We start from the raw sequence: 25,324 nt of genomic DNA on the forward strand, positions 1-25,324 counted from the left end.
ACTATGGCACTGGTTTTCAGTGATGAAATCTGGGATCGCTGGCGCTTGCCAGCACTGGGACTGGCGGCGATCGCCATCATCGTGGTGCCGTGGCTGACGCAGCGCAAGCTGCAACAGGAAAACGCCAATGCGATGGAGTGGGTGAGTCATACCCAGCAGGTGGGCGTTGCGCTGTACCAGCTGCAGGCCGACGTCCGCGACGTGGAATCGGCCGCGCTGACGATGTCCAAGGGCATCGACGCGCCCGGGCTGCGCGAGCGCATGGCCCAGACCAACGACATCCCCACCCGGTTGTCCAAGTTGGCGATGCTGACCCAGGACAACCCCGACCAGCTGGTGCGCATCGGCCGCATCGAGTCCATGCTGGAACGGCGCATGGAGCTGGCCAAACAGTTGGCGCGCTCCTCGCCGACCTCCGACCAGCGCCAGCTGGTTCAGGACATGACCACCCGCTACCCGATCCGCAACCTGGTCGAAGACCTGCAGAAGCACGAGGAGAATCTGCTCGCCCAGCGGACCGCGAACCTCGTCAAGCAACAGCGGCAGAGCGACATTATCTCGTGGAGCGCGCTGATCGTGCAGCTGCTGCTGCTTTGCCTGGTGCTGTGGCTGCTGCACCGGCAGATCGGCCACCGCCTCAATGCCGAACGGCAGTCGCTGCGCTCGGCCGCACGCGCGGCCTCGGTGCTGCATACGGTGCGCGAACCCATCGTGCTGCTGGATCGCCAGCTGCGCGTGCAGATGCACAACCCGGCCTTTGCCGAGCTGTACGGTCTGGATGAGGCCGATTCGCCCGACGGCATGGCGCTGGACACCGTCGGCGATGGCGCCTGGAAGGACGCGGTGGTGCGCCAGCGCCTGACCGATGTGCTGGTGCGTGGCCGCGAACTGTGGGACTACGAACACGAGCAGCGCACGGCGGACGACGTGTCGCGCACGATGCTGATCAACGCGCGGCGCATGCCGCTGCCGGACAAGGACGACGAAGTCGTCCTGATGACCGTCAGCGATGTCACCGTGCAGCGTGCGGTACAGCAGCGCGTGGAGGAACTGAACCGCCAGCTGGAAGGCAAGGTCGAGCAGGTGTCGGAGGTCAATCGCGAACTGGAAGCATTCAGCTATTCGGTCTCGCATGATCTGCGCGCGCCGTTGCGGCATGTCGCCGGCTTCTCGGACAAGCTCACCCGCCACCTGGGCGAGGAGGCCGACGAGAAGACCCAGCATTACCTCGGGGTGATTTCCAACTCGGCGCGGCGCATGGCCGCGCTGATCGACGACCTGCTGGTCTACTCGCGCCTGGGTCGGGCGGCGATGCGCCTGCAGGCGGTGGACATGCAGTCGCTGGTCGCCGACACCCGCTCGATGCTGGACGCCAACCTGCAGAGCGAAGCCGAGGCCAGCGGTGTCCAGCGGCAGGTTGAGTGGTCGATCGCCCCGCTGCCGATCATCGTGTCCGACGAGAACATGATGCGGCAGGTCTGGCTGAACCTGTTGGGCAACGCAATCAAGTATTCTTCCACCCGGGATCCGGCGCGGATCGAGATCGACTACAAGCTGCAGCCCGATGGCAGCCACCTGTTCTCGGTACGCGACAACGGCGCCGGCTTCGACATGGCCTACGCCGGCAAGCTGTTTGGCGTGTTCCAGCGGCTCCACAAGGCCAGCGACTACCCAGGTACGGGCATCGGCCTGGCCAGCGTGCGCCGCGTGCTGACCCGGCACGGTGGCCGCATCTGGGCCGAGTCGGTGGTCGACCAGGGCGCCACGTTCCACTTCCTCCTTCCTCCTGCACTCGACGCAATCAACAAGGGCTCTGCCGCATGACCGCACTCCGTACCATCCTCCTTGCCGAGGACAGCCCCGCCGACGCCGAGATGGCGGTCGACGCGCTGAAAGAAGCCCGCCTGGCCAATCCGATCGTGCACGTCGAAGACGGCGTCGAAGCGATGGACTACCTGCTGCGTCGTGGCGCCTTCGCCAACCGCGAGGAAGGTCTGCCGGCGGTGCTGCTGCTGGACATCAAGATGCCGCGCATGGACGGCCTGGAAGTGCTGCGCGAAATCCGCAGCACCGACGAGCTCAAGCGCCTGCCGGTGGTGATCCTGTCCTCCTCGCGCGAGGAGAGCGATCTGGCCCGCAGCTGGGACATGGGCGTGAACGCCTACGTCGTCAAGCCGGTGGACGTGGATCAGTTCTTCGGCGCAGTGCAGACCCTGGGCAAGTTCTGGGCCGTCATCAACCAGGCTCCGGAACTCGAGTAATCCCATGCCGCTGACCGGCCCTGCGTTGGGTGCACTGCGTGTCCTGCTGATCGAAGACTCGCCGGAAGACGCTGAACTGATGTGCGAGCAGATGCTCGATGCCGGCCTTGAGGCCAGTTTCGAGCGGGTCGAGAGCGCCGATGAACTGCGCGAGGCGCTGGAGCGCTTCCTGCCGGACATCGTGCTCTCGGACCTGAGCATGCCCGGCTTCTCCGGCAACGAGGCCCTGCAGATCGTGCGCGCCACCTGCCCGGATGTACCGTTCATCTTCGTGTCCGGCACGATGGGTGAGGAAAACGCGGTGGCGGCCCTGCACCAGGGCGCCAACGACTACATCATCAAGCACCATCCGGCGCGACTGCCGTCGGCGGTGGCCCGCGCCGTGCGCGAGGCGCGCAGCGGCATCGAACGCCAGCGCGTGGAAGCCGAGCTGATGCGCGCCCAGCGGCTGGAAAGCCTGTCGCTGCTGGCGGCCGGGCTGAGCCACGACCTGCGCAACATCCTGCAGCCGCTGCTGATCATGCCGGACCTGCTCAAGGCCCGCACCGAGGACCCGCAGCTGCACCACCTGGCCGACGTGATCGCCGAGTGCGGCCGGCGCGGCCACGAGATGGCCGAGTCGATGCTCTCCTTCGTACGTGGCTCGCGCAAGCCGAGCGAGCACATCTGCATCGCCCATCTGTTCGAGGCGGTCGAGCTGCTGCTGCGCAGCAACCTCCCCGACAAGGTGACCCTGCAGCTGGACGTGGCCGAGGAAGGCCTGGCGGTGGATGCCAACTACACCGAACTGCAGCAGGTGCTGTTGAACCTGTCGTTGAACGCGATCCAGGCCATGCCCGGCGGCGGACGCCTGACCCTGCGCGCGGCAGCGGACCTGGACGGGAAGGGCGAGGACTGGCTGCGCATCTCGGTGACCGACGAAGGCACCGGTATGGACGCCGACACCCTGTCGCACCTGTTCAATCCGTTCTTCACCACCAAGGCCAACGGCACCGGTCTGGGCCTGATTTCGTGCAAGCGCATCGTCGAAGGCGCGCACGGCAGCATCCATGTGGACAGCGTCCCCGGCGTGGGTACCCGCTTCGACCTGCTGCTGCCGATGCAGGAGCTGGCGGCCCCCCACGAGGCCATCGACGGGCCGATCGCCGCCGGTGCCGGCCAGTCGATTCTGGTGGTGGACGGCGAGGCCACGCGCCTGTCCCTGCTCGGCAACGCATTGTCCAGCCAGGGCTACCACCTGCAGTTGGCCTCCGACGGTGCGGCCGCGCTGCGCTGGATGCAGCAGGAGGCGATGCCGGCGCTGGTGATCGCCGATGCCGGCTCCAAGCTGCTCTCGGCCAGCCATCTGCTCGGCGAGATGGCGTCGCTTGGCTATCGAGGGCCGGCGCTGGTGCTGGAAGAAGCCGACGTGACCGTGCCGCTGGCGGTGTTCCCGCCGGCCATCAACGTGCACGTGCTGCGCAAGCCGCTGGAAATGCAGCAGGTGTTCCGCTCGGTGGCCGAGGCGCTGGAGACGGCGTAAGGGCGTCTGCAAGGGCATACCGGCCAGCGGCCGGTACCTGCATCAGTGTTCCCAGGGAAACGCCGGCAGGCTGGCAACGGCCTGCTCGAGTTTGTGCGACCAGCTGCCGTGGATTTCGGCATACAACGGCGAATCGCCGGCCAGCCGCATGCGCTGGCTGATGCGCAGGTCGCCGTCGCGGATCAGTACCAGGTCCATCGGCAGGCCCACCGACAGGTTTGAGCGGATGGTCGAATCCAGCGACACGATCGCGGTGCGCGCCGCGTCTTCCAGGCGGGTCTGCGGGCGCAGGATGCGGTCCAGAATCGGCTTGCCGTACTTGGACTCGCCGATCTGCAGGAACGGGGTTTCCGGCGAGGCCGCGATGGCGTTGCCCAGCGGGTAGATCATGTACAGGCCCGGGTGCTCGCCGGCGATCTGTCCGCCCAGGATCAGGGTGGCGTGGGTGACGATGCCATCGTGGCCGGCGTCCTGCGAGGTGGCATTGACCTGGCTGTCGACCAGCACGCGGCCAACATACTCGGCGACCTCGAACAGGTGCCGGTACGCCCGCAGGTTTTCCGCGCGCTGCTCCTCCACGTCCCGGCGCAGCCGCGAGATCAGCAGCTGGGTGGTGGCCAGGTTGCCGGCGGCCATGATCACCAGGGCCGCTTCGCCCGGAAACTCGAACTCATGCAGCTTGCGGTGGACGCGGACATCATCCAGCGAGGCGTTGGTGCGGGTATCGGCGGCGAAGACCAGGCCTTCGTTCACCTCGATGCCGACGCAATAGGTCATGTCGGTGTCCTATGATGTGCACCCCGATTCTATGCGGTGGCCGTGACGGCACCATGTGGATTCGCCCCACGCACGCTGAATACCATGACCACTGCGCTCCTGAGCCTGGGCAGCAACCTGCAGCCGCAACAGCATCTTCACGCCGCGGTGGAGGCCCTGCGCGCGCGCTTCGGCGACATCCGCGTCTCCCCGGCCTACCGGACGGCGGCCGTCGGCTTCGACGGTCCGGCATTCCTCAACAACGCGGTGGTGATCGAGACCGACCTGCCGCTGGACGCGCTGGATGCCTGGCTGCACGCGCTGGAAGACGCCCACGGGCGTGATCGCAGCGGCCCCCGTTTCAGCGACCGGACCCTGGACATCGACGTGGTGTTCTATGGCGACCTGATCGTGGAAGGGCCCGGCCACCTGCGCATTCCGCGCCCCGAGCTCAAGCACGCGTTCGTGCTCAAGCCGCTGGCCGACATCGCCCCGGACTTCATCGACCCGGTCAGCGGGCTGGACCTGGCGACGCTGTGGCGGGCACATGGGCAGCACCACGACCGCTTCGAGGAAGTGGCGCTGTAGGGCCGGCCGCTGACCGGCACCCATGTCAGGTGAGCTGGCGGCCGCCATCCACACGCAGGGTGTGGCCGGTGATGAACGGGGCGTCGCTGACCAGCCAGTACACGGCTTCGGCGATCTCCTCCACGGTGCCGGTGCGGGCCAGTGGCGTGCGGGCCAGCAGCGCCTGCTGCGCGAAATCGTCCTTGCCCTGCTCGGGCCAGAGGATCGCGCCGGGCGCCACCGCGTTGACCCGGACCTTGGGGGCCAGTTCCAGCGCCAGTGACCGGGTGACCATTTCCAGTGCCGCCTTGGCCGCGCTGTAGACCGGATGGTCGCGCATCGGCTGGGTACCGTGCAGATCGGTCAGGTTGACGATGCTGCCCTGGTGGCGGCGCAGCTGCGGCGCGGCGGCCTGGGCCAGCAGCAGCGGCGCGCGCGCGTTGACCGCGAACAGGTCGTCCCAGTGCTCGGCGGTGATCTGGCCGAGCAGGGTGGGGTAGAAGTTGGAGGCGTTGTTGACCAGCGCGTCGAGCCGCCCGAACTGCGCCACGGTCTGCTCGACCAGGTCGGGCAGGGCGTCGGCATCGCGCAGGTCGGCCTGCAGGGCCAGCACGCTGCCGGGGCGCAGCATGTCCAGGTCGAAGGCCATCTGCTGCAGCTCGGCGGTGGAGGTATGGGCGTGCAGCACCACCGACCAGCCGCAGGCATGGAACTGGCGGGCGATGGCCGCGCCGATCCGGCGCGCACTGCCGGTGATCAGCGCCACGGGCGCGGTGTCGGTCATCGGGGGTAACTCCCTGCTCGGCTATGCTGTGCATTGTCACCGCAATCGCCCGCGCCATGCATTCCCCACTGCCCCTTCCCGAGTCCGACGCCCTGGCCCACAGCGAGACGCTGGCCGCCGCCCTGCGTGAGGAAATCCTCGCCAATGGCGGTGCCATGCCGTTCGCGCGCTTCATGGAGCTGAGCCTGTACGCCCCCGGGTGGGGCTACTACAGCGCCGGCGCCAGCAAGTTCGGCAGCGCCGGCGATTTCACCACCTCGCCGGAAATCGGCTCGTTGTTCGCCGCCACCGTGGCCAACGCGGTCGCGCCGGTGATGCAGCAGCTCGGCCCGCAGGCGCGGTTCCTGGAACTGGGCGGCGGCAGCGGCGCGTTCGCCGAGATCCTGCTCAAGCGCATGCTGGAGCTGGATGCGCTGCCGGACCGCTACGCGATCCTGGAGCCCAGCGCGGACCTGCGCGAGCGCCAGCGCGAACGCCTGGAAAAGGCGCTGGTACCGCCGCTGTTCGCGCTGGTGGAATGGCTGGACGGGCCGTTCGACGACGACTGGGACGGCATGGTGTTCGCCAACGAGGTGATCGATGCGCTGCCCACGCCGCGCTTCCTGGCCAAGGACGGCATGATTTACGAGGAAACCGTGGAGCTGGACGCGCAGGGCGCGTTCGTGCGCGGTGCGCAGCCAGCCGACGCGCTGCTCGGTGCGGCCGTGCGGCACGTGGAGGCCTACCGCGAAAAGCCCTTCGCCGACGGTTACCGGTCCGAGCTGCTGCCGCAGCTGCCGTACTGGATCCAGGCGGTGGCCGGCGGCCTCAAGCGTGGCGCGATGCTGTTCGTGGATTACGGCTATCCGCGCAACGAGTTCTACCAGGACGAGCGCGACGACGGCACGATGCGCGCGTTCTACCGCCACCACGTCCACAACGATGTCTACCGCTGGCCGGGCCTGCAGGACCTGACCGCGTCGGTGGATTTCACCGCGCTGGCCGAGGCCGGCACCGGGGCGGGGTTCGAGCTTGCCGGCTACTGCACGCAGGCCAGTTTCCTGCTCGGCAACGGCCTGGACGGGCTGCTGGAGAAGGCGGAGGCGCGCACCGACGAGATCGGGCGCGTGCGCCTGCGCGACCAGGTCAAGAAACTCACCCTGCCCACAGAAATGGGTGAGCGCTTCCAGGTGATGGGCTTCCAGCGCGATGTGACGTTCGAGGCCGCATTCCTGCTCGGCGACCTGACCTGGCGCCTGTGAGGTGGCAGGCATCGTCGTGTTGAAGCCATTGCGCTGGCCGCGGGTGTGGCTGGCGCTGTGGTGGCTGGCGATCCTGGTCACGGTCACTGTCTGCCTGATCCCGCCACCGCCGTTGGCGTTGCCGGAGAACAGCGACAAGGTCGAGCACTTCCTGGCGTATTTCCTGCTGGCTTCGGCGGCGGTCCAGATCTACCGGCCACGTGCGCCACTGGCATGGGCAGCGGTGGGCCTGGTTGGCCTGGGCATCGGCATTGAAGTCGCGCAGGGTGCATTGACCCGCGACCGCATGGCCGACCCGATGGATGCGCTGGCCAACAGTCTTGGCGTGTTGGCCGGTATGGCGCTCGCGTTCACCCCGCTGCGCGATCTGCTGGTCCGCCTGCGCGGGTAAGCCACCGCACCCATCGCAGGTCGTGCCGGCCAGCGGCCGGCACGACCCCTTTGGGGTGAACCCTACTTCGGCAGCAGGGTCAGTTCGTCCAGTACCCACATCGTCGGCCGGGTGTCGCCGGTGAAGCGCACGCACAGGTTCTGCGTGCCCTTGAGCGAACGCGGCAGCGCGGCCTCCAGGGTGATGAAGCCGTCCTTGCCCGGTACGGCGGGCAGCGGCACGGTCGCCAGCGGGGCTCCATCGCACTGGCCGTTGAGGATGTCCATCTCGCCGTGCGCGCTGCGCGCAGGGCTGAATCGGCGCTGCGGCTCGTCGTGGGCAAGCTGGAAGTAGTACGGAATCTGGCCGGCACGCACGCGCAGGCGCGCGATACCGTCCAGGTCCGCGTCCTGCCAGAACCAGCACGGATTGAAGATGTTGACGTTGAAGATCGCCCGCGCGCCGTCGGCCGGGCCGTCGTCTTCCAGCCGCAGCAGCAGCTTGCCTTCGCCCGGGCACAGCGCCAGGTGCTCATCGGTGCGGCTGAGCAGCGAGGCGGCGGTGATATCGAAGCGGCTGGCCGCACGGGCCAGCGCCTTGCCGTCGAAGAAGGCGGCCGCCTGCAGCGCGACCGGCAGCGGCTGCTGCAGGGGCGTGCTGTAGCGCGGCGACTGTGGCGTGACCGCGCTGCCATCGGTGCTGTAGCGGATCTCGTAGCCCAGCGGATTGCGCAGCGTGAGTGTGGCGGTGCCGGCCTTGCGGTCGTCGCGGGTGTCCAGTTCCACCTCGAACGGGGTCTGCGCGTAGGCGATCCCCATCGCCTGCCAGCGTTGCAGCTGGGTCGGCAGACGTGCGAGGAAGTCGCCGTAGTCGCGGCGTTCACGCGGCGACCAGCCGGTTTCGGCCACGGCGGCCAACCGAGGGAACAGGTTGTGCTGCAGGCGCGCGTAGCTGCGCGTGTGCTCGGTGAACATGTTGGCCTGCAGGCCGAGGATGTGCTGCTGCTTGTCGCGCGCCAGCGCGTCGGGGACCGGCTCGAAGCCGTACACGCGCGCCAGCGGCGTGGTCAGCGGGCGGCCCGGCGGTTCGTTGTCCGAGGTGGTCTGCAGGTAGTCCATGTACATGTCGGTGACCGGCGACATGATCACGTCATGCCCTTCGCTGGCGGCCTTCAGGCCCCCCTCGGTGCCGCGCCACGACATCACCGTGGCCTCCGGCGGCAGGCCGCCTTCGAGGATCTCGTCCCAGCCGATCAGGCGGCGGTCGTGCTGTTCCAGGTACTTCTCCAGGCGCTTGATCAGATGGCTCTGCATCTCCATCTCGTCGCCCACGCCAAGCGCGCGCATGCGGGCCTGCACCCGGGCCGAGGCTTTCCACTGGTCCTTGACCGCTTCATCGCCGCCCACATGCACGTACTTGGCGGGGAAAAGCGCGATCACTTCCTCCAGCACGTTCTCCAGGAATCGGAACGTGCTTTCCTCGGTGTTGAACAGGTTCGGGAACACGCCCCATTCGCTCAGTGGCGTGAGCGGGGTATCCAGCGTGCCCAGTTCGGGGTACGCGGCAATCGCGGCGGTGGCATGGCCGGGCACGTCGATTTCCGGAATCACCTGGATGTGGCGCGCGGCCGCATAGGCGATGACCTCGCGGATCTGGTCCTGGGTGTAGAACCCGCAGTACGGGCGCGGCGCGCCGGTGGCCGGATCGCGGCCGCCGTCGCCGGCAGGAATGCGGCAACTGCCGACCCCGGTCAGCTTCGGGTAGCGCTTGATTTCCATGCGCCAGCCCTGGTCGTCGGTGAGATGCCAGTGGAAGGTGTTGAGCTTCTGTTCGGCCATCGCGTCGAGCACGCGCTTGATCTCGTCCAGGCTCTGGAAGTGGCGTGCCGAATCGAGCATCAGCCCGCGCCAGCTGAAGCGCGGGGCATCGTCGATGCGCAGCGCCGGCACAGTGCCACCCGCGCCCGTGGTAGCCAGCTGTGACAGGGTCGCCGCACCGTAGAACAGGCCTGCTTCGGTGGCGGCCTGCACGGTCACGCCGGTGCTGCCGGTGCGCAGCTGATAGCCTTCCGCGCCGGTCTTGAGCGCCTTGTCGAGCACGAAGCGCACGCCCTCCTTGCCGCGGCCCGCCTGCACCTGCAGCGCCGGGCCACCGCTGTCGCGCAGCAGGGTGGTGAACTGCCCCGCGACGCGCCGCGCGGCATCGCCCTCGGCATGGACCGGCGTCGTGGCGGTGACGGTGTAACCGGCACCGTCGATGCGTTCGACCCTGGCTGGCACGGGCATCAGCGGCAGCGAACCGGGCAGAGCGCGCGGGCCATCGGGTGCCAGGGCATCGGCGGCCTGGGCCAGCGGTGCGAGGGAAGCAGCCAGCGCGAACGTCAGCAGCGACAGCGAGGTACGACGGGTGCGGGTGAGCATCGGGTCATTCCTTTGTAGCGAATCGGGGTCCACCTGTAAAAACGGGCCCGGAGGTCCGGGCCCGTCGTTCAGGCGTTCAGCGTACTGCGTCGGGAATCAGAACTTGAAGTGCAGGGTGGCCATGTAGCGGCGGCCGCTCTTGTACTTGCCGGCCAGATGCTCCTTGTCGCCCAGGTACTGGAAGTAGGTTTCATCCAGCAGGTTCTGTGCGTCGATGTTGAGCGACCAGTTCTCGTTGAAGGTGTAGCCGACGCTCGCACCTAGTTCGGCGTAGTCGTCCACGCTGGCGGGGGCGGCACCGGCCACGTAACCGCCGGCCAGGTAATGCGAGCGCCAGTTGTAGGTCAGGCGCGCGTTGATCGGGCCCTTCTCGTAGTACGGGCTGAAGGCCACCGCATTGCGCGACTGGTACGGCAGCGGATCACCGGTGTTGTTCTCACCGTTGGCGTAGGTGTAATTGGCGGTCAGGCCGAAGCCGCTTTCACCGAAGGGCTGCTGGAAGCTGATATTGAAGCCCTTGACGTGGCCGCTGCCGGCGTTGCGCGGACGCTGGATGCTGTAGTCGCAGTAGCCATCGGCCGCGCAGCCGTTGGTGCCCACGATGTTGGCCCAGTTGGCCGGCGAGGTATCGCGGATCGAGTTGTACTGACGCTCGATGGTGGCCGAGGTGTCGATGTAGTTGTCGATCTTCTTGTAGAACACCGACCATGCGACCACCGACTGCGGGGCGAAGTAATACTCGGCCGACAGGTTGTAGTTCCACGACTCATACGGGGACAGATTGGCGTTGCCGCCGCTGCCGGTGAGCTGGGTGTCGTTGAGGAAGGTGTTGTTGACCATCTGGTTGTACGGCGCCCAGGCGATCACCTTGGCGGCAGCGAAGCGGAACACCCAGTCGCTGTCGGTATCCCAGGCCAGGCTCAGCGACGGCAGGATGAAGTCTTCGGACTTGGTCCGGGTCTGCCACTTGCTGTCCAGGTCGTCCAGGGTCGGCGTGCCGCCGTAGACGAAGCCGCTGCCCTTGGTCTTGGAATCGACGTAGCGCACGCCGACGTTGCCGCGCAGCGGGCCGTTGGAGAAGTTCAACTGTGCATAGGCGGCGTTGTTGGTCTGCTGCAGGGCCCAGCTGTTGTTGAGGTAGCTGGACGGATCCGGGTTGGCAAAGTCCAGCGGGCTGCCCTTGACCCAGTTCAGCACGTTGTTGCGGCCGGCCTGGATGTGGCGCGACTGGTCGTCGCCGAAGCCCTGGATGTCGGTCAGCCCGATGGTGCCGACGTCGGCCAGGCTGCCCGGACGGACGCCGCCGTAGACGTTGAGCTTGAAGTCTTCGTCATGCTTGCCGTGACGCACGCCGAACTGCAGCTGGTTGAAGATGCTGTCGAACTGGACGTTGAAATCCAGCTGGGCGTAGCTGTCCTTGCTCTCGGTGGAGAAGACGCCGTTGTTGCCGAACCAGCCACCGGCGGAGTTCCACTTGGCCGGATCGCGCGCGTCGGTCGGGTTGTCGAACTTCAGGCCATCGTTGATGTTCCAGCTGTACGCACCGTTGTAGAACGGCTCGATGAAGTACTGGGCCAGATCCTTGTTTTCCGACTTGCTCTGGCCGGCCTGGCCACTCACGCCCCAGCGCTCGCCCTTCCAGGCGCCACGCAGGTCAAGGCCCTTGGTGGTGACTTCCGATTCGCGCACGTTGTTGTCGTAGATCACCGTGCCGCTGTTGGCGGTGGCGCTGGCGTTGGAGTGGCCGCTGGTGGCCACGCCGTTGCGCACGCCGCCAAGCTGGTCCACCGCACCGACGGTGCCCGGATTCCAGGTCAGGAACGAGTACATCGACTGGTTGTAGTTGTCGAAGCTCTCCTTGATGTACAGGCCGCTCAGATTGAACTCGAGCGCATCGGTCGGCTTGAACTGCAGGTTGACCACGGCGCTGTCGCGCTTGCGTTCCTGCTGGAACCACGCGGCGTTGATCGAGTTGGGCACGTCCACGTCACCGGCCACGCCGGTGGCATTGGTGAAAGTGGAGGCCTTGGCATAACCGAACACTTCGATGCCCTGGCGGTCCACGGCTTCTTCGTAGTGCTGGGCCGACACGGCGATGCCGAAGGTTTCCTCATCGTTCTTCCAGCTGTACAGCGCCGACGCATTCGGCTTGCCTTCGCTGGCCTGCTGGCTGTAGCTGTAGCCGATCGAGGCAGCCACTTCGTTCTGCTTGAGGTCCAGCGGCTTGCGGCTGTGCATCAGCACCGTGCCGCCCAGGCTGCCTTCGGTCAGGCGCGCTTCGGACGACTTGATGATTTCCGCACGGCCCAGGATCTGCGGCGAGAGCAGGGTGTAGTCGAAGCCACGGTTGGGCTGCTCGCCGTACAGCCAGATCGCCTGGGCGACCGGGTGGTTGTCCAGGAAGGTCAGATTGAGGCTGGGATCGGTGCCGTCGATGCTGACGCGCTCACCCTGGCCGAAACGACGGTCGAGGGTGACGCCGGGGATCTGCGACAGCGCCTCGGCGACGTTGGTGCTCGGGAACTTGCCGATGTCCTCGGCGGTGATCGCTTCGGACACACCGACGTTGTTGCGCTTGGTGTCCAGCGACTTCTCCAGGCTGGCGCGGATGCCCACGACCTGCACGGTGTCCAGGTCCTGGGGCGTCTGCTGCGCGTGGGCGCTGAAGGCAAGACAGCTGAAAATGGCTGCCGAAAGCAGACTCTTGCGGTGGTTCATGATGTCTCTCCTCATCAATCCGATGGTTCGCCAGCGACGGCGTGCGGTTGGTTCGACCTTGCCGGGCGCCCGTTGCCGGTGCGCGTCTTTCTCTGCCACGTACTGCGTGTTGCGTTGTCCGGTGCGCCCGCTCAGGCGTCCTGACGGCCCAGGTACCAGCTGGCGGCGCCGATGACGCCCAGCTGCCCGTGCTCGACCACCTTCACGGGAATGCGTTCCAGCGCTTCGCGCATCGGCCCCTTGTTGAGGTAGCGCTCGACGAAACTGCTGTTCAACAGGAATTCGCGGATCTGCGGCAGGATGCCGCCGGCCAGGTACACCCCACCGGTGACGCCGTATTGCAGGGCCATGTCGCCGATCGTGCTGCCGAGCAGCCCGCAGAACACCTCCAGCGCCTGGCGCGCCTGCGCGTCCTGGCCGGCCATCGCCGCAGCGGTGATCGCATCCGGACTGGCCAGCGTGGGGGCCTGGCCGTTGATCGCGCACAGCGCGCGGTACAGATTCATCAGACCCGGGCCGGACAGTGCCTGCTCGACCGACACGTGCGACCGGTCGCGCAGCATCTGCCGCACGATCGCCATTTCCAGTTCGGTGGTGGTGGCCAGGGTCGGTTGGCCGGCTTCGGTCGCCAGCACCACTGCCCCGTGCGGGGTGGGAATCCACACGGCCGCGCCGAGTCCCGTGCCGGGGCCGACCACCAGGGTCGGGCCGCGCGGCGCCGTGGCCGGTCCGGTCAGCTGCAGCACACCGCTGGCATCGACCTGTGCGGCGGCATAGGCCACGGCTTCGAAGTCGTTGACGATGTAGACCTGGTCCAGGCCGACCTCACGTTCGATCTGCCGGGCCGACAGCGGCCACGGCACGTTGGCGGTGATGACCGTGCCGTCGTCGCGCGCATAGCCGGCCGTGGCGACCACGCAGTGGGCCGGGCGCGGGCTGTCGGCCAGGAACTCGGCCAGGATCGCGCTCAGCCCGGGGTAATCGGCGTTGCGGAACTTGCGGTACTCCAGCAGCTGCACCGGATGGTCCGGATCCTGGCTGGCCTGGACCCGGGCCACCCGCACATGCGTCCCGCCCACGTCGGCGGCCAGGAACGGCGGCACCGCCGGGGAGGCGGCATGGGCCTGGACAGAGTGGGCAGCTGCGGTCACACGGACTCCCTTGGGTGCGCACGGCCAGGCTGCTGCCCGGCGATTGAGGCGGAGTCTGTAATCGTTCTGACAACGATGTCAACGATAACCTCCGACTTTCGATGGTGCGCTGCAACGGGCGGTTGCGCGCGAAAACGTTTTCACCGCACTGCCGTCATGTTTTCGCAAACGCGCTGAAAACCGGCGCTGTACGCCGGTGCTGCAGGCGCAGCGCAGCGGTTTGCGCAGGTGCAGCATGACCGGATGGCAGCGCGGGGCCGCAGCAAGTTGTTGACAAAGACAGCGGGCACGTCGAATAAATGTGACAACGTTGTTCCCAGCCATTCGTCCGACGCCGCTCTGCGCGCCGTCGATGCAGGAGCCTTCCAGATGTCTGCAGTGCCTGCTGCTTCCGCGCGTTCCAGCGTGGTCACCTCGATCCTGATCATCGGCGTGCTGTTCTTCCTGATCGGCTTCTTCACCTGGCTCAACGGCCCGCTGATCACCTTCGTCAAACTGGCCTTCGAGCTGGACGAAGTCGGCGCGTTCCTGGTGCTGATGGTGTTCTACCTGTCCTATTTCTTCCTTGCGCTGCCGGCATCGTGGATCCTCAAGCGCACCGGCATGAAAAAGGGCCTCAGCCTGAGCCTGCTGGTGATGGCGGCCGGCGCGGTGGTGTTTGCCCACTACGCGCAGCAGCGCTGGTATCCCGGCGCGCTCAGTGGCCTGTTCGTCATCGGCAGCGGCCTGGCCCTGCTGCAGACGGCCGTCAACCCGTACATCAGCATCCTCGGCCCGATCGAGACGGCCGCGCGGCGCATCGCCCTGATGGGCATCTGCAACAAGATCGCCGGCATGCTGGCCCCGGTACTGATCGGCACCCTGGTGCTGCACGGTATCGGCGACCTGGATGCGCAGGTGAAAGTGGCCGATGCGGCAGCCAAAACGGTGCTGCTCAATGACTTCGCGGCCAAGATCCAGCTGCCGTACATGGCGATGGCCGGGCTGCTGGTGGTGCTGGCGGTGGGTGTGCTGTTCTCGCCGCTGCCGGAGCTGAAGACCGCCGAGGCCAACGCCACCCCGGCACGCGCGGCCGGCGTGGCCGAGCGCACCAGCATCTTCCAGTTCCCGCACCTGTGGCTGGGTGTGTTGTGCCTGTTCGTGTATGTCGGCGTGGAAGTGATGGCCGGCGACGCGATCGGAACCTACGGCCACGGCTTCGACCTGCCGCTGGACCAGACCAAGATGTTCACCTCGATCACCCTGGGCGCGATGCTGGTGGGCTATCTGGTCGGCTTGGCGCTGATTCCGCACCTGGTTTCGCAGTCGCGCTACCTGAGCATCTCGGCCGTGCTGGGCGTGGTGTTCTGCGCCGGTGCGCTGCTCACCCACGGCTATGTGTCGGTGGGCTTCGTGGCCGCGCTCGGCTTTGCCAACGCGATGATGTGGCCGGCGATCTTCCCGCTGGCCATCCGGGGCCTGGGCCGCTTCACCGAAACCGGCTCGGCGCTGCTGGTGATGGCCATCGCCGGTGGCGCGATCATCCCGCAGGCGTTCGCCGTGCTGAAGCAGCATATCGACTTCCAGTGGGTGTTCGCCGGCCTGATGATCCCGTGCTACCTGTACATCCTGTTCTACTCGGTCCGGGGTCACCGGGTCGGCCTGTCCCGCGACGGCCAGTGATCGGCGATCATGGACGCTCCACGGAACCTGCAGGACAAGAGCATGCGCAGAGCGACCATCAAGGATGTCGCCGAACGGGCCAAGGTGTCGTTGAAGACCGTTTCGCGCGTCATCAACAATGAGCCCTCGGTGATGCAGGCCACGCGGGCACGCGTGCTGCGCGCGATCGCCGAACTGGACTACGAGCCCGATCCCGCCGCGCGCAACCTGCGCACCGGCACCACGCTGGTGGTCGGGCTGGTCTACGACAACCCCAACCCGTACCACATCATCGGCGTGCAGAACGGCGTGCTGGCCGCTTGCCGCGAGACCGGCTTCGGGCTGCAGATCCATCCGTGCGACTCCAGCTCGCCGATGCTGGCCGAGGAACTGGCCGACTGGGTGCAGCGTTCGCGTCTGGCCGGGCTGGTGCTGACCGCGCCGATGTCCGAACGCCGCGACCTGGTCGCGGCGCTGACCGCGCGCGGTATCAAGCTGGTGCGCATCATTGCCGCCACTGCCGACCCGGAAGACGGTGCCTGCGTGTTCGTCGACGATCGCGAGGCCGCCTACGAGATCACCGAGCATCTGATCCAGCTTGGCCACCAGCGCATCGGCTTCCTGTGGGGCGGCAGCTCGCACCGCTCCAGCGGCGAGCGCCATGCCGGTTACGAGGCGGCGCTGCGCGATTACGGCATGACCATCGACAAGCACCTGGTAGTGCAGGGCGACTACACCTTCGATGACGGCTTCCGCGGCGCCCGCCGTCTGCTGGCGCTGCGCGAGCCGCCCACCGCGATCTTCGGCTCCAACGACGAAATTGCTGCCGGCGTGCTGGCGGCGGCCAAGTCGGCCGGCATGAACGTGCCCTACGACCTGTCCATTGCCGGCTTCGAGGACAGCCCGTTCTCGCGCCAGTCGTGGCCGCCGCTGACCACCGCCAAGCAGGCCACCGAAGACATCGCACGGCACGCCGCGCGCCTGTTGATCGCGCAGCTGCGCAGCGATGCCTACGACGATGCGCCGCTGCAGCTGCAGAACCAGGGCTTCGTGCCGCAACTGGTGGTGCGCGGTTCCACCGCCCCGATGCGCCCGCAGGGTGCACGCCCTCCCTCTCCTGAAACGACCTGAGTCCCCATGTCCCTGCCTGCTCCCCACGAGACCCTGATGTACCGCGAAGCTGCGGAAGCCGCCGACGTGATCGCCGCGCAGTTCGCGCGCAACCAGGTCGCGGTGGAAACGCTGGCAGCGAGCCTGCGCGCCGCGCCGCCGCCGTTCGTGGTGACCTGCGCGCGGGGCAGCTCGGACCATGCCGCCACCTATGCCAAGTACCTGCTGGAAACCCGGCTCGGGCTGGTGACCGCGTCGGCGTCGCCGTCGGTGGGCTCGGTCTATGAGGCACCACTGCAGTTGCGCGGGGCGCTGTACATCGTGATTTCGCAGTCCGGCAGGAGTCCTGACCTGCTGCGCAACGCGGAGGCCGCGCGGGCGGCCGGCGCGCGCGTGGTGGCACTGGTCAACGTGGAGGATTCGCCACTGGCGCAGCTGGCCGAGACCGTGATTGCGCTTGGCGCCGGTGCCGAGCGCAGCGTGGCGGCGACCAAAAGCTATCTCGCCTCGCTGTCGGCGATCCTGCAGCTGGTGGCGTACTGGAGCCAGGACGCGGCACTGATCGCCGCGCTGCGGGTGCTGCCCGACGCGCTCCGCCAGGCCTGGAACAGCGACTGGTCGTCGCTCACCGAGGGTCTGGTGCCGGCGCACAACCTGTTCGTGCTCGGCCGCGGTCTTGGCCTCGGCGCGGCGCAGGAAGCAGCACTGAAGTTCAAGGAAACCTGCGGCCTGCATGCCGAGGCCTACAGCTCGGCCGAGGTCAAGCACGGCCCGATGGCGCTGGTCGGCCCGGGCTTCCCGGTGCTGGCCTTTGCCCAGCCCGACGAAACCGGCGCAGGCACCCGTGCCGTGGTGGAGGAGTTTGCCGCGCGTGATGCGCAGGTGTGGCTGGCCGATGTGGGCGGCGACCTGGCGCTGCCGGCTGCGCCGCATCCGGCGTGCGCCCCGCTGCTGGCCGTGCAGGCCTTTTACCGCGCGATCAACGCGCTGGCACTGCGTCGTGGGCACAACCCTGACCTGCCGCCGCATCTGAACAAGGTGACGGAAACCGTCTGATGAAAACCGTGCTGCGCAATGCCCGCATCCTGGCTGGCGATGACTTCCGCGACGACCTCGCCGTCGTGATCGAAAGTGGCCGCATCACCGCGCTGGTGTCCGATGCCGCGCCCACGCTCGGCCAGGCCGACGAACAGGTGGATCTTGGCGGCGGCTGGCTGCTGCCGGGCTTCATCGATGCGCAGGTCAATGGCGGCGGCGGCGTGCTGTTCAACAACACGCCGGATGTGGCCACGCTGCGCACGCTGGCCCAGGCGCACCGGCGTTTTGGCACCACCGGCCTGCTGCCCACGCTGATCAGCGATGACCTGCAGGTGATGCGCAGCGCCATCGCCGCCACCCGCCAGGCCATCATCGATGGCGTGCCGGGCGTGCTCGGCATCCATCTGGAAGGGCCGTACATCGCGCCGGCGCGCAAGGGCACGCACGATGCCAGCAAGTTCCGCGTGCCCGATGCGGCCGAGATCGCGCTGGCGGCGTCGCTGGACAACGGCGTCACGCTGCTGACGCTGGCCCCGGAACGGGTGCCGCTGGACAGCATCCGCGCGCTGGTCGAGCGGGGCGTGGTGGTGGCCGCCGGCCATACCGCCGCCAGCTACGAAGAGGCCCGTGCCGGCCTGGAGGCGGGCATCCGCGGTTTCACCCACCTGTACAACGCGATGTCGCCCCTGACCGGTCGCGAGCCGGGCGCGGTCGGCGCGGCACTGGAAGACCGCGACAGCTGGGTGGGCATCATCGCCGATGGCGTGCACGTGCATCCGGCCAGCCTGCGCGTGGCGCTGGCGGCCAAGCCGCGCGGCAAGGTCATGCTGGTCACCGATGCGATGCCGCCGGTGGGTGCGGAGGACCCCAGCTACGTGCTCTATGGCGAGGTCATCACTGCGGTGGATGGTGTGGTGCGCAACGCGGCCGGCTCGCTGGCCGGCTCGGCGCTGGACATGGCCACGGCCGTCCGCAACGCGGTGCAGCTGCTGGGGCTGCCGCTGGCCGAGGCGGCGCGCATGGCGTCGACCTATCCGGCGGAGTTCCTCAACCTGGATGATCGCTACGGCCACATTGCCGAAGGCCATCGCGCCGACCTGGTGCTGCTGGACGATGCGTTGCAGGTGCGCAGCACGTGGATCGGCGGCCAGCGCGAAGACGCATGAGCGTCGCTTCATCCCCGCGCATGGGCTCGATCGATGCACTGCGCGGGCTGACCGTTGCGGCGATGCTGCTGGTCAACAATCCGGGCGACTGGGGCCATGTATATGCCCCGTTGCTGCACGCGGACTGGCATGGCTTCACCCCGACCGACCTGATCTTCCCGCTGTTCCTGTTCATCGCCGGCGTGTCGATGGCCTTCAGCCTGGTGCCGCGTGCGCACGACCCGGCGGCGCGGCCGGCGCTGCGTCGCGGGCTGCTGCAGCGCGCGTTGCGCATTCTGGTCGCTGGCGCATTGCTGCACCTGCTGGCGTGGTGGTTGTTCGAGCTGCCGGCGTATCGCCTGTGGGGCGTGCTGCAGCGGATCGCCGTGTGCGTGGCGGTGGTGGGCCTGTTGGCGATCCACACCCGTGCGCGCACGCAATGGGGGGTGATGGGCGTGCTGCTGTCCGGTTACGGCCTCGTGCTGCTGAGCGGCGCATCGCTCGACCCGTGGGTGAATGTGGCCAGCCGCCTGGATACCGCACTGTTCGCCCCGATGCTCTACACGTACACCACCGAAACCGGCCTGGGCCACGATCCGGAAGGACTGCTGAGCACTGCCGGCGCCATTGCGACCACGCTGCTGGGCCTGCGCGCCGGTGCGTGGCTGCGTACCGGACAGCTTGCCCGGCTGGGCGGCCTGGCCCTGGCGTGCGTGGCCCTTGGCGCGCTGGCGACCCTGTGGCTGCCGCTCAACAAGCACCTGTGGACGCCCAGCTTCGTGCTGTGGGCCGGTGGCCTGTCGGTGCTCGCGCTGCTGGCCGCGCATCTGCTGGTGGATCGCTGGGGCGCGCCGGCGCTGGGGCGGCGCTTCGGCGTCAACGCGATTGCGGCCTACCTCGGGTCGTCGGCGATGTCGCTGGTGCTGGTGGCCAGCGGCGTGTGGGCCACGGCATACGCCTGGTTGGCGGCCCGGCTGCCGTCGGCATCGCTGGCATCGCTATGCTGCGCGCTGGCCTTCGTGACGCTGTGGTGGGGCGTGATGTGGGCGCTGGACCGGCGGCGGATCTACCTCAAGATCTGAATCCGTGGCGGCCTGCACGCCGTGCCGGCTATGCTCGGCACGGATCGACACAAGGAACACGTGGATGCAGAACCGGAACGCCCGATCATGACGCCGCTGCAGCACACCGCCGAGGCGCTGCGCCGGCGGGGCAGCCGCACCGACGCCATCGATGCGCACGTGGCCGACCTGTGTGGCGTTGCCTCCGTCGCAGAGGCACAGCGCCTGCTGGCGGTGTTGGAGACCGACGCCGATGCACTGGATTGGCCGCGTGACCGCGACTATGCGGCGCTGGCGTTGCAGGCGGCCGCCCCCACTGCGGTTCCCGAGGTGGCGCGGCTGATGCTGCGCAGCGCGCTCGCGCGGGCGCAATGGTGCGCAGCTTGTGCAACGTCGGGGGCTGAAGGGCTGGCGCGCTCGCAGCATGTGCTCGAACTGCAGGCCGCACTCGACTCGCAGGCCTGAGCGCACGGCTCAGTCCAGCGTGACGTCACCGCGCAGCACGGGATAGGGATTGAGCGACTCGCCCTTCCACCATTGCCGTTCCGCGCCCAGACGGTGGATCTCGAAATGCAGGTGCGGCGCGTCAGGTGACGCATTGCCGGTGCTGCCGACATAGCCGATCACCTCGCCGCGCCGGATCGCTTTTTTCTCCGCAATGCCATCGGCATAACGCTGCAGGTGCGCGTAGTAGTAGCAGTAGCGTCCGCTCGGCTCGAACTGGTACAGCGTGAGTCCGCCGCGTTCGCTGTCGAACAGCTTTTCCACCGTGCCATCGGCCACCGCCAGCACCGGCGTACCGGCGGGGGCAAGGATGTCGATGGCATCGTGCACGCGGCCTTCGCTGCGCGCATCGGTGAAGGTGTCCTGCAGTTGGGTGGCGGCGATGCCCTGCACCGGCAGCAGCAGGCTGCCGGCGGGTGCGGACGCTGCCGGCGCGGAGACGGCAGGCGCGGCAGGCGTGATCGGTGGCGCGGCAGCGGATGCCGTTGCCGCCGCCACGGCCGGTGCGGAAGCGGAATGCGCCACCTCTGCGGGTGAAGTCGATGCCCGTGGGGCGGCCGGCGGCGCCAGCACCCATACGCCGAGCACGCCGGTCACCAGTCCCACCGCCAGCAGCAGTCCGGTCTTCATCGTCTACTCCTGCATCACCACCGGCACCGACGCATCCACCGCGTCGGCAACCTGCAGCGCATCCCAGTTGGTCATGCGCACGCAGCCGTGTGATTCGGTTTTGCCCACGTGGCCCGGCTCGGGCGTGCCGTGCAGACCGTAGTGCGGTTTGGAGAGGTCGATCCAGACGCGGCCGACCGGATTGTTCGGACCCGGCGGCAGGGTGGCCTTGCCTTCGCCCTTGCGCGCATCCCAGAACAGTTTGGGGTTGTAGTGGAAGGTCGGATCGCGCGAGATGCCGAGGATCTTCCAGGTGCCGATCGGCAGTGGATCGTGCCGGCTGCCTGACGACACCGGGAACTGCGCGTACACCTTGCCCTGCGCGTCGAACAGGCGCAGCGTCGACTCGGATTTGTCGATCACCAGCCTGGCCGCCTTGGGCAGGGTGGACGGCGCGATGTTCGGCACCTGGATCGCCGTGCCGGCCTTGCTGAAATCGACACCGGGATTGAGCGTGCGCAACAGCACCGGATCGGCATGGAAGCGCTCGCCAAGGGCCTCTTCCACGGAGGCGAAGCCCAGGGCTTTCAGCTTGGCCTGCGCGGCCGGGGTGTCCGGTACCGGCTGGAAGGGGCCGGCGACATCCTCGGCGGTCAAGGTGTAGCGCGCCAGCACGTCCACGCGGTCGGCCTGCAGTGCCTGCCACGTGGCGTCATCCAGCTCGCCGGTCACCTTCAGGTCGTGGGCGGCCTGAAAGCCGGACACTGCGCGCTTCTGGTTGGAGCCGGGCAGGCCATCGATCTGGCCGGGGGAAAAGTGCGCGCGGTCGAGCAGCACCTGCGCATGCAGGTCCGACCGCGGCCCGGTCGGCACCGACGCGGTTTCAGCAATCGGCGTGGGCAGGGCGGGGGTCTGCGCGATGGCCGGTGCGGCGCTCGCCAGCGCCGCGCACAGCGCCATCGGAAGCAGGGCAGGCAGGCATCGGATCATCGGCAACTCCAGCAGGAACAGGGTCTCACCATGCCCCACTGCGCTGCGCACCCGGCGTGAAACGGCTGACTGCCGGATGAGCGGTCAGCGTGCCGCGCTGATCGCCTTGATGCGGGCCCGTGCCAGCGCCTCGCCAATGGCGGGGCCGGCGAGCCCCTGTGTATCCAGGTCGCGCGCCTGCACAGCGAGGGCAGCCTGGTGCAGCCGCGTAAGCGTGGCGCCCTGCGGGTAGTCGCTCTCCTCGAAGCCCAGCCGCCCGCGCTTGTCGGCCTCGCAGCACACCGCGATCCGTGCGATGCGCTCGGGGCGGCGGAAGGCGTCGCAGCGCGCCAGCAGCTCGAGCACGGTGGCGTCGCGCAGCTCGTCGATGCGGTGCACGTTGAGATGGTCGCGGCATACCGCTTCGGCGAGCTGGCGGTGCTCCAGCGGGATCTTCAGCCGGTCGCACAGCGCCCGCAGCGGGGCCAGCCCGCGCTGCTCGTGCATGATATGGCGCGGCCATTCCTCCGGTGGCGTCAGGCCTTTGCCGAGGTCGTGGGTCAGCGCGGCAAAGCCGACCAGATCATCTCCCGGCGCCAGCCGTGCGGCCATGTCGCTCACCATCTCCTGGTGCACGCCGGTATCCACCTCGGGATGGAACTCGGCGCGTTGCGGCACCCCGTACAGCGCCTCCAGTTCGGGCAGGATCGGGCCGAGTGCGTGCGCATCGTGCAGGGTGCGCAGGAACGCCGAGGGGCGGTTCGAGGCCAGCACCCGGCGCAGCTCCTGCCAGACCCGCTCGGGCACCAGCATGTCGAGCTCGCCGCTCTCGGCGATCTGCCGCATCAGCGCCATCGTCTCGTCGGCCACGGTGAATCCCAGGGGGGCGAAACGCGCCATGAAGCGTGCCGCGCGCAGCACACGCACAGGGTCTTCGACGAATGCGGGCCCGACGTGGCGCAGCACGCGCTGCTCGATGTCGCGCAGGCCGCCATAGGGATCGACCAGCTCGCCGGTCGCCTCGTTGCAGGCGATCGCGTTGATGGTGAAATCGCGCCGCAGCAGGTCGTCTTCCAGTGTCACCGACGGATCGGCATCCACCACGAAGCCACGATAACCACGACCGGACTTGCGTTCGGTACGCGCCAGCGCATATTCCTCACCTGTGTCCGGGTGCAGGAATACCGGAAAGTCCTTGCCCACGGCCTTGTAACCGAGCGCTTCCATGTCCGGCTGGGTAGCACCGACCACCACCCAGTCGCGGTCGCCGGGCGGACGCTGCAGCAGGCGGTCGCGTACCGCGCCGCCGACAAGATAGATCTTCATGCGGGCAATGATGCCACGGCCTTCCCGGACGCGGTCGCCGCGGCTCAACCCGCGCTCGGCAGGCTCGCCCGCGCGGTCGGCGTCACCTGCGCGGCGAGGATCAGTCGCCGCCCTTGTCGGCGTTGGCCGCGCACGTGAAGCTCTTGCGCCTGGCCTGCAGACGCCCGTTCATGCGGTCGCTGACCGGCAGCGCGTCGCCGTTGAGGCGCCAGTCGTAGATCACGCTGAAGGCCAGGATGCGCGCCACGTACTCGCGGGTTTCCTTGTAGCTGATGGTCTCGATCCAGATGTCCGGATCAAAGCCCGGCCGCTGCGTCTGCCAGCGCGCGGTCGGCGTGGGACCGGCGTTGTAGGCGGCGATGGTGACGTAGGGCAGGCCCTGATACTTGTCCATCAGCTGGCGCAGGTAGGCGGTGCCGATGGCGATGTTGGTGTCCGGGTCGTACAGGCTGGCCGCACCGCCGTAGTTGGCCAGGCCGATCGACTTGGCCACGCTGGCGCCGGTCGCGGGCAGGACCTGCATCAGGCCCATCGCGTTGGCCGGCGAGCGCGCCTTCGGGTTGAAGATGCTCTCCGCGCGGATTTCCGCCGCCACCCAGGCCGGGTCGATGGCGTTGCGCAGCGACTCGCGGCGGATGGTGTCGTCGTGGTGGAGCGGGAAGCGCAGCGCGTACAGGCGCTGCTCGTCCGGGGTCTTGCCGAGCGAGAACACCGCTCGGTCGAACCAGCCGTTGTCACGCGCCACCTCCACCGCGATGCGGCGCTGCGTGGTGTCGTAGCGGCTCAGCGCATCGTTCCACTCGGCCACGGCCCAGCCGCTGCGTTCGATCTTGAACAGCTCCATCGCGCGCACGATGGCCGGGTCGCGTGCGACCGCCGCCTGCGCCTGCCTGCTGTCGTTGGGCTCCCACGGGCACAGCGTGTAGGGCTGGCCGAGCTGGTCGGCGGCGAGGAAGCCGTGGAAGGTGGCGGCGCGTGCGGCCTCACGGTACACCGCCTGGGCCTCGCTGCGTCTGCCGGTCTTCTCCAGCATGCGCGCTTCGAAATAGCGCCAGCGCGAGTCGTTGCGCTGGGTGCTGCCCATCTTGCGGATCGCGGTGAGCGCCTGCGGCCAGTCACCGCGCGACAGCGCTTCGCGCACGCGCCATTCGTGCAGCCGTTCGTCATACGCCGATTCGGGTACGGCATTCAGGCGTCGGGCGGACTCGGGCCCGTACGACGCCACGGTCCACAGCGCGATCTGGTACAGCACCTGCGCCTGCTGGACAGCGCTGAGCTGCAGCGCGCTGGCGTACTGCGGCAATTGCTGCTCGGTGGCGCCCGGATCGGCCTTGGCCAGCTTGGCCAGGCCATCGGTGGCGATGCGCTGGCTGCGCGCCGTGCGCGGCCAGTTCAACGCGCTGGCATTGGGCTTGTCGACGAACGCGGCGTAGGTGTTGGCCAGCGCCAGATCGGCGGCCGGCAACCCGCGTGCGGCACTGCGCATCACCGCCGGCTGGCCCTCGTCGGCGGCCGCGTCGATGCGCGCCCAGCGCAGTTCGGCGCTCAGCCCGCCCTTGGCATCGAGCACGGCAAACACCGCATCGCAGGCGTCGGGCAGGGACTTGCCGGTGCTGCGCCAGATCGCCTGGGCCTCACTGGTCCACTGGGCGTCGGCTTTGCCGGTGGCCTGGCGCGCGTTGAGCTGGGCACAGCGCAGGCCGACGTTGTCGGTGGGCACCCAGTTGGCCAGCAGGGTCGGCCAGTCCTGGCGCCGCGCCACGGCGGGCAGCCATACGCTGCGGAAACTCGATGCCACGGCCTGGCCGTTGTACCGCTTGAGGAAGTCCTGCGCCTGGGCATTGCCCACCGTATCGATGGTGCGGCGCAGATTGGCGTATTCGAGCCAGCCGTACAGCGGGTGGCGGCTCAGTGCGGCGGCCTGGGCCGGGTCGTACTGACCGCGCTCGGCGTTGTCGATGGCGGCCTTGAGCTGCGCGCGCTGGGCATCAAGCGACTGCGCGCCGGCGTCTGCGGCTGCGGCGATGGCAAGCGTGCCGAGGAAAAAGAGGGGGAGTGCATTCATCGTCAAAGCATAACGGCGCGGCGTGAAGGGCGGTGCGCGCCAGCCGACTCGAACATGAACGAACAC

At 68.1% G+C, this 25,324-nt stretch carries 21 protein-coding genes; 12 read left to right on the forward strand and 9 right to left on the reverse strand.

The window, feature by feature from the left end:
* Nucleotides 1-3 precede the first annotated feature (3 nt).
* Genes ACPEH8_RS07235 through ACPEH8_RS07245 form a run of 3 tightly spaced genes read left to right on the forward strand, consistent with a single transcriptional unit; the run spans nt 4 to nt 3,783 of the window.
* Nucleotides 4-1,824 carry a sensor histidine kinase gene (locus tag ACPEH8_RS07235; RefSeq protein WP_423666408.1) on the forward strand — a complete coding sequence of 607 codons (1,821 nt, stop codon included), beginning with the start codon at nt 4-6 and terminating at the stop codon, nt 1,822-1,824.
* The gene (locus ACPEH8_RS07240; protein ID WP_153164784.1) at nt 1,821-2,261 is read left to right on the forward strand and encodes a response regulator; all 441 of its coding nucleotides are present in this window, start codon (nt 1,821-1,823) and stop codon (nt 2,259-2,261) included. The genes ACPEH8_RS07235 and ACPEH8_RS07240 overlap by 4 nt, the downstream gene beginning before the upstream one ends.
* A 4-nt stretch (nt 2,262-2,265) precedes the next feature.
* On the forward strand, nt 2,266-3,783 hold the full coding sequence (locus tag ACPEH8_RS07245) for an ATP-binding response regulator (RefSeq protein ID WP_287250386.1): 1,518 nt from the start codon (nt 2,266-2,268) through the stop codon (nt 3,781-3,783).
* A 42-nt stretch (nt 3,784-3,825) separates the two neighbouring features.
* On the opposite strand, the gene ACPEH8_RS07250 is transcribed toward ACPEH8_RS07245, so the two are convergent.
* Nucleotides 3,826-4,560, reverse strand: a complete 735-nt coding sequence (locus ACPEH8_RS07250; RefSeq protein ID WP_017354407.1) for a proteasome-type protease — start codon at nt 4,558-4,560, stop codon at nt 3,826-3,828.
* A gap of 84 nt (nt 4,561-4,644) precedes the next feature.
* Here ACPEH8_RS07250 and folK point away from each other — a divergent pair, with 84 nt between their 5' ends.
* Nucleotides 4,645-5,127 (forward strand): 2-amino-4-hydroxy-6-hydroxymethyldihydropteridine diphosphokinase, encoded by a 483-nt coding sequence (folK, locus tag ACPEH8_RS07255; protein WP_153164783.1) that lies wholly within the window; start codon nt 4,645-4,647, stop codon nt 5,125-5,127.
* A 25-nt stretch (nt 5,128-5,152) separates the two neighbouring features.
* On the opposite strand, the gene ACPEH8_RS07260 is transcribed toward folK, so the two are convergent.
* Complete coding sequence (locus ACPEH8_RS07260; RefSeq protein WP_017354405.1) at nt 5,153-5,890, reverse strand: pteridine reductase; 738 nt, start codon at nt 5,888-5,890, stop codon at nt 5,153-5,155.
* A 56-nt stretch (nt 5,891-5,946) separates the two neighbouring features.
* Here ACPEH8_RS07260 and ACPEH8_RS07265 point away from each other — a divergent pair, with 56 nt between their 5' ends.
* Nucleotides 5,947-7,131: a class I SAM-dependent methyltransferase gene (locus ACPEH8_RS07265; RefSeq protein ID WP_026070494.1), complete on the forward strand. Its 1,185-nt coding sequence runs from the start codon at nt 5,947-5,949 to the stop codon at nt 7,129-7,131.
* A 10-nt stretch (nt 7,132-7,141) separates the two neighbouring features.
* A complete protein-coding gene (locus tag ACPEH8_RS07270) occupies nt 7,142-7,522 on the forward strand; it encodes a VanZ family protein (protein WP_246864022.1) in 381 nt (126 codons plus the stop codon).
* Nucleotides 7,523-7,584: 62 nt separating this feature from the next.
* Here ACPEH8_RS07270 and ACPEH8_RS07275 read toward each other — a convergent pair whose 3' ends face one another.
* The 3 genes from ACPEH8_RS07275 to ACPEH8_RS07285 form a co-directional block, all read right to left on the reverse strand.
* Nucleotides 7,585-9,921 (reverse strand): family 20 glycosylhydrolase, encoded by a 2,337-nt coding sequence (locus ACPEH8_RS07275; protein WP_166473451.1) that lies wholly within the window; start codon nt 9,919-9,921, stop codon nt 7,585-7,587.
* A gap of 96 nt (nt 9,922-10,017) precedes the next feature.
* Nucleotides 10,018-12,639 carry a TonB-dependent receptor gene (locus ACPEH8_RS07280; protein ID WP_017354401.1) on the reverse strand — a complete coding sequence of 874 codons (2,622 nt, stop codon included), beginning with the start codon at nt 12,637-12,639 and terminating at the stop codon, nt 10,018-10,020.
* Between the two features lie 131 nt (nt 12,640-12,770).
* Entirely contained in the window at nt 12,771-13,790 is a 1,020-nt protein-coding gene (locus ACPEH8_RS07285; RefSeq protein ID WP_026070493.1) for a glucokinase family protein, read from the reverse strand.
* A gap of 369 nt (nt 13,791-14,159) precedes the next feature.
* Between ACPEH8_RS07285 and ACPEH8_RS07290 the strand changes: the two genes are divergently transcribed.
* The 6 genes from ACPEH8_RS07290 to ACPEH8_RS07315 are packed head-to-tail and all read left to right on the forward strand — an operon-like array spanning nt 14,160 to nt 20,250.
* Nucleotides 14,160-15,452 (forward strand): sugar MFS transporter, encoded by a 1,293-nt coding sequence (locus ACPEH8_RS07290; protein WP_017354399.1) that lies wholly within the window; start codon nt 14,160-14,162, stop codon nt 15,450-15,452.
* Nucleotides 15,453-15,494: 42 nt separating this feature from the next.
* A complete protein-coding gene (locus ACPEH8_RS07295; protein WP_026070492.1) occupies nt 15,495-16,562 on the forward strand; it encodes a LacI family DNA-binding transcriptional regulator in 1,068 nt (355 codons plus the stop codon).
* Between the two features lie 6 nt (nt 16,563-16,568).
* On the forward strand, nt 16,569-17,597 hold the full coding sequence (locus ACPEH8_RS07300) for an SIS domain-containing protein (RefSeq protein WP_017354397.1): 1,029 nt from the start codon (nt 16,569-16,571) through the stop codon (nt 17,595-17,597).
* Nucleotides 17,597-18,745 (forward strand): N-acetylglucosamine-6-phosphate deacetylase, encoded by a 1,149-nt coding sequence (gene nagA / locus ACPEH8_RS07305; protein WP_017354396.1) that lies wholly within the window; start codon nt 17,597-17,599, stop codon nt 18,743-18,745. Before ACPEH8_RS07300 ends, nagA begins: the two co-directional genes overlap by 1 nt.
* Nucleotides 18,742-19,806, forward strand: a complete 1,065-nt coding sequence (locus tag ACPEH8_RS07310; RefSeq protein WP_136005105.1) for an acyltransferase family protein — start codon at nt 18,742-18,744, stop codon at nt 19,804-19,806. Before nagA ends, ACPEH8_RS07310 begins: the two co-directional genes overlap by 4 nt.
* 60 nt (nt 19,807-19,866) lie before the next feature.
* Nucleotides 19,867-20,250, forward strand: coding sequence for a hypothetical protein (locus tag ACPEH8_RS07315; protein WP_423666410.1), 384 nt, complete (start codon nt 19,867-19,869; stop codon nt 20,248-20,250).
* A 9-nt stretch (nt 20,251-20,259) separates the two neighbouring features.
* Here the strand turns inward: ACPEH8_RS07315 and ACPEH8_RS07320 are convergent, their stop codons facing one another.
* The 4 genes from ACPEH8_RS07320 to ACPEH8_RS07335 form a co-directional block, all read right to left on the reverse strand.
* Nucleotides 20,260-20,919 (reverse strand): M23 family metallopeptidase, encoded by a 660-nt coding sequence (locus ACPEH8_RS07320; protein WP_136005099.1) that lies wholly within the window; start codon nt 20,917-20,919, stop codon nt 20,260-20,262.
* A gap of 3 nt (nt 20,920-20,922) precedes the next feature.
* Nucleotides 20,923-21,888, reverse strand: coding sequence for a L,D-transpeptidase family protein (locus ACPEH8_RS07325; protein WP_037590684.1), 966 nt, complete (start codon nt 21,886-21,888; stop codon nt 20,923-20,925).
* 84 nt (nt 21,889-21,972) lie between these two features.
* Complete coding sequence (locus ACPEH8_RS07330) at nt 21,973-23,193, reverse strand: multifunctional CCA addition/repair protein (RefSeq protein ID WP_136005093.1); 1,221 nt, start codon at nt 23,191-23,193, stop codon at nt 21,973-21,975.
* A gap of 100 nt (nt 23,194-23,293) precedes the next feature.
* Nucleotides 23,294-25,258 (reverse strand): transglycosylase SLT domain-containing protein, encoded by a 1,965-nt coding sequence (locus ACPEH8_RS07335; RefSeq protein ID WP_423666412.1) that lies wholly within the window; start codon nt 25,256-25,258, stop codon nt 23,294-23,296.
* Nucleotides 25,259-25,324: the final 66 nt, after the last annotated feature.

The organism is Stenotrophomonas sp. NPDC077461 (assembly GCF_049545475.1).
Classification (GTDB): domain Bacteria; phylum Pseudomonadota; class Gammaproteobacteria; order Xanthomonadales; family Xanthomonadaceae; genus Stenotrophomonas; species Stenotrophomonas nematodicola.

Excerpts from the sequence above, each read along its gene's own strand:
- ACPEH8_RS07250 (WP_017354407.1), bottom strand. The coding sequence starts at position 4,560 with ATGACCTATTGCGTCGGCATCGAGGTGAACGAAGGCCTGGTCTTCGCC.
- ACPEH8_RS07275 (WP_166473451.1), bottom strand. The coding sequence starts at position 9,921 with ATGCTCACCCGCACCCGTCGTACCTCGCTGTCGCTGCTGACGTTCGCG.
- ACPEH8_RS07335 (WP_423666412.1), bottom strand. The coding sequence starts at position 25,258 with ATGAATGCACTCCCCCTCTTTTTCCTCGGCACGCTTGCCATCGCCGCA.
- ACPEH8_RS07280 (WP_017354401.1), bottom strand. The coding sequence starts at position 12,639 with ATGAACCACCGCAAGAGTCTGCTTTCGGCAGCCATTTTCAGCTGTCTT.
- ACPEH8_RS07260 (WP_017354405.1), bottom strand. The coding sequence starts at position 5,890 with ATGACCGACACCGCGCCCGTGGCGCTGATCACCGGCAGTGCGCGCCGG.
- ACPEH8_RS07320 (WP_136005099.1), bottom strand. The coding sequence starts at position 20,919 with ATGAAGACCGGACTGCTGCTGGCGGTGGGACTGGTGACCGGCGTGCTC.
- nagA (WP_017354396.1), top strand. The coding sequence starts at position 17,597 with ATGAAAACCGTGCTGCGCAATGCCCGCATCCTGGCTGGCGATGACTTC.
- ACPEH8_RS07325 (WP_037590684.1), bottom strand. The coding sequence starts at position 21,888 with ATGATCCGATGCCTGCCTGCCCTGCTTCCGATGGCGCTGTGCGCGGCG.
- ACPEH8_RS07300 (WP_017354397.1), top strand. The coding sequence starts at position 16,569 with ATGTCCCTGCCTGCTCCCCACGAGACCCTGATGTACCGCGAAGCTGCG.
- ACPEH8_RS07330 (WP_136005093.1), bottom strand. The coding sequence starts at position 23,193 with ATGAAGATCTATCTTGTCGGCGGCGCGGTACGCGACCGCCTGCTGCAG.
- ACPEH8_RS07235 (WP_423666408.1), top strand. The coding sequence starts at position 4 with ATGGCACTGGTTTTCAGTGATGAAATCTGGGATCGCTGGCGCTTGCCA.
- ACPEH8_RS07240 (WP_153164784.1), top strand. The coding sequence starts at position 1,821 with ATGACCGCACTCCGTACCATCCTCCTTGCCGAGGACAGCCCCGCCGAC.
- ACPEH8_RS07290 (WP_017354399.1), top strand. The coding sequence starts at position 14,160 with ATGTCTGCAGTGCCTGCTGCTTCCGCGCGTTCCAGCGTGGTCACCTCG.
- ACPEH8_RS07310 (WP_136005105.1), top strand. The coding sequence starts at position 18,742 with ATGAGCGTCGCTTCATCCCCGCGCATGGGCTCGATCGATGCACTGCGC.
- ACPEH8_RS07265 (WP_026070494.1), top strand. The coding sequence starts at position 5,947 with ATGCATTCCCCACTGCCCCTTCCCGAGTCCGACGCCCTGGCCCACAGC.
- ACPEH8_RS07295 (WP_026070492.1), top strand. The coding sequence starts at position 15,495 with ATGCGCAGAGCGACCATCAAGGATGTCGCCGAACGGGCCAAGGTGTCG.
- ACPEH8_RS07245 (WP_287250386.1), top strand. The coding sequence starts at position 2,266 with ATGCCGCTGACCGGCCCTGCGTTGGGTGCACTGCGTGTCCTGCTGATC.
- folK (WP_153164783.1), top strand. The coding sequence starts at position 4,645 with ATGACCACTGCGCTCCTGAGCCTGGGCAGCAACCTGCAGCCGCAACAG.